At 71.8% G+C, this 5,474-nt stretch carries 5 protein-coding genes and 1 pseudogene; 1 reads left to right on the plus strand and 5 read right to left on the minus strand.

Annotated elements, in window-relative coordinates; genetic code table 11:
* On the plus strand, positions 1–2,288 hold a 2,288-nt coding region (locus IZR01_RS47840), incomplete at its 5' end, for a GtrA family protein (protein ID WP_194927738.1).
* Here IZR01_RS47840 and mutM read toward each other — a convergent pair.
* From mutM to IZR01_RS47865, 5 genes and pseudogenes are all read right to left on the minus strand, one after another.
* Positions 2,236–3,108, minus strand: coding sequence for a bifunctional DNA-formamidopyrimidine glycosylase/DNA-(apurinic or apyrimidinic site) lyase (gene mutM / locus IZR01_RS47845; protein ID WP_194899623.1), 873 nt, complete (start codon positions 3,106–3,108; stop codon positions 2,236–2,238). The two genes, IZR01_RS47840 and mutM, sit on opposite strands and share 53 nt — an antisense overlap.
* A 142-nt stretch (positions 3,109–3,250) precedes the next feature.
* A complete protein-coding gene (gene rnc / locus IZR01_RS47850) occupies positions 3,251–4,018 on the minus strand; it encodes a ribonuclease III (protein ID WP_369125526.1) in 768 nt (255 codons plus the stop codon).
* A gap of 88 nt (positions 4,019–4,106) precedes the next feature.
* Positions 4,107–4,280, minus strand: a complete 174-nt coding sequence (gene rpmF / locus IZR01_RS47855; protein ID WP_015796566.1) for a 50S ribosomal protein L32 — start codon at positions 4,278–4,280, stop codon at positions 4,107–4,109.
* Positions 4,281–4,284: 4 nt separating this feature from the next.
* A complete protein-coding gene (locus tag IZR01_RS47860; RefSeq protein ID WP_194899625.1) occupies positions 4,285–4,899 on the minus strand; it encodes a YceD family protein in 615 nt (204 codons plus the stop codon).
* A 198-nt stretch (positions 4,900–5,097) separates the two neighbouring features.
* A pseudogene (locus IZR01_RS47865) lies at positions 5,098–5,474 on the minus strand (hypothetical protein); the annotation flags it as partial.

The following is a 5,474-nucleotide window of genomic DNA, read 5'->3' on the forward strand; positions in this document are numbered from 1 at the left end:
GTCCCGGCGGCCCGCGGCGCGCCCGGTGGCGCGCCCCCCGGTGGTCCCGGCCGCGCACCGACCGCGGGACGGCCGCGCTGATCGCGGTCGTCGTCGCGGTGCTGGCGCAGATCCCGCTGCTGACCAACCGGTTCTTCTACCTCTGGGACGACAGTGCCGCGGAGTTCCTGCCGGTCTGGCACCGGATCGGCGCCGATCTGCTGGCCGGGCACTGGAACCCGCTGGTGCCGGGCATGTGGAACGGCGGCAACTTCGCCGCCGAGGCGCTGTTCGGGATCTGGAACCCGGTCGAGCTGCTGGACGCGCTGTTCACCGCGGCCTGCGGCGACCTGCTGATCGCGGCGATCGTGATCAAGACCCAGTTCCTGGTGCTGCTGACCCTGGGCATCTACGCGGTCTGCCGCGAGTACCGCGCGGGCCGGGCCGCGGCCGCGGTGGTCGCGGTGGCGCTGCCGTTCTCCGGCTTCACGCTCTACTTCGACACCGCCTCCTGGATCTCCGGCCTCATGGGCTTCGCCTGGACCGCGCACTTCTGGTGGTCGGCGCGGCGGTATCTGCGGGGCCGGCTGAACCCGGTGGTGCCGATCATCTTCGGGCTGTTGATCGTCACCACCGGCAACCCCTACGGCCTGCTGGGCATGCTGGTCGTGGCCGCCGCGCTGGCCACCGAGTCGCTGATGGCCCGGGACCGGCGCGCGGTGCTGCGGCTGGCCGGGATCAGCGCGGTCGCGGCCTCGGCGGCCGCCCTGGTGTTCCTGCCGCTGGTGCTCAGCGCCTCGGTCACCACCCGCTCGCCGGGCTCGGGGATCATGAACACCGGCTTCCTGGTGCCCGGGGTCGGCGACCTGCTGAACCTCAGCGCGCCGGCCTACCTGCCGCATTCGGTGTCCTGGCACATGGCCTTCTGGACCGTGCCGGCCACGTATCTGGCCTGGTTCATCGCCCCGCTGGCGCCCTGGCTGGACTGGCGGCGGGTGCTGCACCGGCCGCGGGCCCTGGTCGGCGTCGGCCTGATCGCGGTGGTCTACCTGGCGATGGCCGTCGGCCCGTCGCAGATCTGGCTGTTCCGCTGGCCGCTGCGCGTCATCGAGTACGCCTACCTGGGGCTGTGCGTGGTGCTCGCGCTGGCCCTGACCGAGACGCCGCGCACCGACCAGCCCCGGCGCCGCACCGCGATCACCGCGGCGATCATCGTGGTCGGCGGCTACCTGTCCTGGTCGGCGCAGCCCGGCCGGCTGCACACCGTCATCGCCGCGACCGTGCTGGTCGGCGCGCTGTCCGCGCTGATGGTGCGCCGGGTGCGGGCCGGCCGCCCGCTGTCCCGGCTGCTGATCGGCGGGACGGTGCTGGTGCTGGGCTTCCAGGCCTACGCCTTCCCGGCCAACCAGAACGTCACCGACTGGCACCCGCAGCACGACGTGACCTCGATGAAGCAGCACTTCGGGACCCTGTATCAAGGCAACACCCTGATGGTCGGGGACCCGCTGACCGAGGCCGACCGGCTGGGCCGGCGCCGGGTCTGGCACGACCTGCCCGGCGGCAGCCTGCTCCAGGTGGCCGGGGTGAGGAGCCTGAACAACTACACCGGCGTGTCCTACCGGGCGTATATGAAGCACCTGTGCATGTCGTACTACGGCGGCACCTGCCAGACCCTGTACTACAACCTGTTCCGCCGCGACACCGACTCCCCCGCCCAACTCGCGGACCTGCTGCGGCTCCAGACCGTGGTGCTCCAGACCCAGGGGCACGTCCGGGACGTGCTGAACCCGCCGAAGGTCCCCGGCAAGAAGAGCGCCAAGCCGCTGACCGTCCCGGCCGGCTGGAACGTGAAGGCGCTCGACGACCACACGCTGGTGCTCAACCGCCGCAAGCCGCTGCCCTGGCCGGACGGCCGGGTCTCGTACACCGCGCCGAGTGTGCACGTCACCGCCGACACGGTCGCGAAGGACGGCGTCGGCGAGACCGTGCGCTACACCGGCTCCGGCGAGCTGCGGATCGCGGCGCTGCTGTGGCCGGGCTGGCAGGCCACCGTCGACGGACACCAGGTGCAGCTGAAGGGCACCGACGTCGGGATCATGAAGGTGGTGCTGCCGGCGGCGCGGCCGGGCGGCAGCACCCTGCGACTGGGGTTCCGGCCCCCGGGCTACCGGATCGGCCAGGCGATGGCCCTGCTGGGGCTGTGCGGGGCGGCGCTGATCATCGCGTTCTGGTACCGCGGCCGGCGCCGGGTCCCGATCAGCGTGAGAGCCGCTGACACTTCGGACAGTAGAAGCTCGACCGGTTCATGAAGGACTCGCGCTTGATCGCCGTCCCGCAGCGTTCGCAGGGCTCTCCTTCGCGGCCGTAGGCGTGCAGCGACCGGGCGAAGTAGCCGCTCTCGCCGTTGACGTCCACATACAGGCTGTCGAAGGACGTGCCGCCGACGGCGAGGGCGGCCCCCATCACCTCGCGCGCCGCCGCCAGCACCCGGTCGGTGTCCGGGCGGCGCATCTTCGAGGTCGGCCGGTCGTAGTGCAGGCGCGCGATCCACAGCGCCTCGTCGGCGTAGATGTTGCCGATGCCGCTGACCCGGGTCTGGTCCAGCAGCGCGCGCTTCAGGCCGGTGTCCCGGCGGCGCAGCTCGCTGTGGAAGAAGTCGACGTCGAACTCCGGGTCCAGCGCGTCGCGGGCGATGTGCGCGACCGAGGCCGGGACGACGACGCCGTGCCGGTCCGTCTCCAGCTTCTCCAGGGCCATGCCGCCGAAGGTGCGCTGGTCCACGAAGCGCAGTTCCGGGCCGTCGTCGGTGAAGGTGAAGCGGATGCGCAGATGCTTCTCGTCGGGGGTGCCGGACGGCTTCACCAGGAGCTGTCCGCTCATCCCGAGATGGCCGGTGACGGCCTCGCCGGTGGCCTGCCCGCCCTCGCCGAGCGGCAGCCACAGGAACTTGCCGCGGCGCTCGGCGCTGAGCAGGGTGTGCCCGGCGACGGAGGCGGCGAAGTCCTCGGCGCCGGCGGCGTTGCGGCGGGTCGCCCGCGGGTGCAGGACCTCGGCGGTGGCGACGGTGCGGCCGACCGCCCAACGCTCCAGGCCGCGGCGGACGACTTCTACTTCAGGCAGTTCTGGCACGCCGGAGAGCGTATCGAAACCCGCCCACGGAAAACGGCCCGGACCATGCCGGGGGCGAGAACAGCAAATCGCCGGCCGCGAAGTGCGACCGGCGATGAGCAGAACACGATGAGCAGAACACGATGAGCAGAACACCGAGGCGTCAGGAAACGTCCGCCTCGTCATCCGGATCGATGTCATAGGGACCGTGCGTCAGCTTGCGGTCTCCCGCGGGTCCCGGCAGCACGCCCTTGGCGGCCAGCGCGTCCTTGTGGGTCTCGCGGATGGTCCGCCAGGCCTCCTCGGCCGCCTGCTGCTCGGCTTCCTTCTTCGACCGGCCCGAGCCGTGCCCGTAGACCGTGCCGCCGACGCAGGCGTCGGCCTCGAAGAACTTGTCGTGGTCCGGACCGGTCTCGGTGACCCGGTAGTCCGGGACGCCGATGCCGGCGACCGCGGTCAGCTCCTGCAACGAGGTCTTCCAGTCCAACCCGGCGCCGAGCGTGGCCGAGGTCGCGATCAGCGGGCCGAACAGCCGGCGCACCAGATCGAAGGCCACCTCGATGCCGTGGTCCAGATAGACCGAGCCGATCAGGGCTTCCAGGGTGTCGGCCAGGATCGAGGCCTTGTCCCGGCCGCCGGTGGTCTCCTCGCCGCGGCCCAGCTTCACGAAATCGCCGAGGCCCAGGCCCCGGGCCACCTCGGCCAGCGCCTTGGAGTTGACCACGGCCGAACGCAGCTTGGCGAGCTGTCCCTCGGGCAGCTCGCTGTGCGTGGTGTAGAGCGTGTCCGTGACCACCAGGCCAAGGACCGAGTCGCCGAGGAATTCCAGGCGCTCGTTGGTGGGCAGGCCGCCGTTCTCGTACGCGTACGAGCGGTGGGTCAGCGCCCGGTCGATGAGCCGGGCGTCCACGGGCAGCCCGAGTCGGGCGATGAGTACTTCCGGCGGGGCGGAAGCTCCTGTCCCGCCCTTGCCGGACTTGTTCGAAGACGCCACAGCTATCGGATCCGCCGTCGCCGGCTCAGACCTCGACGACCTGGCGGCGGTCGTAGGTGCCGCAGTTCGCACACAGGTGGTGCGGGACCTTGGTCTGGCCGCAGTTCTCGCACGCGACCAGGGTCAGCGGGGCGGCCTTCCACTGGGCACGACGGGAACGGGTACGGCTGCGGGACTTCTTGCGCTTCGGGACGGCCACGGGCCTACTCCTGGTCTCGGGCGGGCGGGGCGACCGGCGCCGTACCGCTGTTGCTTGCTACTTGGTCCTTCAGGTTCGCCAAGGCCGCCCACCGGGGGTCGGCGGTCTCGTGCGAGTGGTCCGGGTCGTCGTTCAGGTTCGCTCCACATTCGGGGCACAAACCCTGGCAGTCTTCCCGGCACAACGGTGCCGACGGCAGTGCGAGCACCACCGCGTCGTGCACGACCGGCTCGAGGTCGAGCAGATCGTTGACGAGGAACACCGCGTCCTCGTCCCCTCCCGTGTCTTCACCCGGGAAGAAGTACAGGTCCTGGAAGTCGGCCTCGACCTCGAGGTCGAGCGGCTCCAGGCAGCGGACGCACTCCCCGGCCACGGCGGCACTCGCGGTGCCGGTAGCCAGGACGCCCTCGACGACGGCTTCCAGACGCGCGTCGAGTTCCACGTCCGAGCCCGCCGGCACGTTGGCGACGCCGTCCTTGTCCCCCATGAGCTCCGGCGCCGGAACGGTGTCGTGCAAGGTGCGCATCGAACCGGGGCGCCTGGCGAAGTCGTGGGTGTCCACAACATACGGCGAGCGGGGGTCGGGCTGCGCCGGAGTCTTCGGCGTCGTGCCAGGCATGATCCCTCTATCGTCGTCTGTGGTGGACCTTTAAGGCGAAGGGCGCGCGTCAGCCGATCGGCCTGCAGGCAGACGTCCACGATAGCCGAGGTCCGGTGCCTCGGCCAAACCCAAGCCAGGTGATCTTGGGAAACGGCCCCCCGGCGGCTCCCGCCGAGCCCCCTCGACGGCTCCGCTCAGTGGCCGCTCAGTATCCGCTCAGTAGCTGACGACGACCTCGCCGTCGGTCCCCGGCTGCGGGTCCGCGTTGTCCCCGCCGCCGTCCCCGCCGACCCCGGTCCCGTCGGCGTTCCCGGTCCCGCCGGTACCGCCGACCGCGCTGGTGGTGCTGCCCGCCGCGGACCCGCCGGTGGCGTCCCCGCCCTGGCCCACCGTGGGGTTGAGCGACTGGCCCTGGGACACGCAGTCGCCGGCGCGGCCGCCGAGCCCGGGCAGGCCGCCGGAGCCGCCGTCCTCGACGCCGACCGAGCCGGCGCCGCCGCCCCAGCCGCCGGAGGCCACGACGTAGTTGTTGAGGTCCGCGGTGGCGAAGGTGCTCGCGCCCCCGCCGCCGGCCCCGCCGCCGCCGGTGAACA

It is taken from the genome of Catenulispora pinisilvae (genome assembly GCF_015356865.1).
In the GTDB taxonomy this organism is placed as follows: domain Bacteria; phylum Actinomycetota; class Actinomycetes; order Streptomycetales; family Catenulisporaceae; genus Catenulispora; species Catenulispora pinisilvae.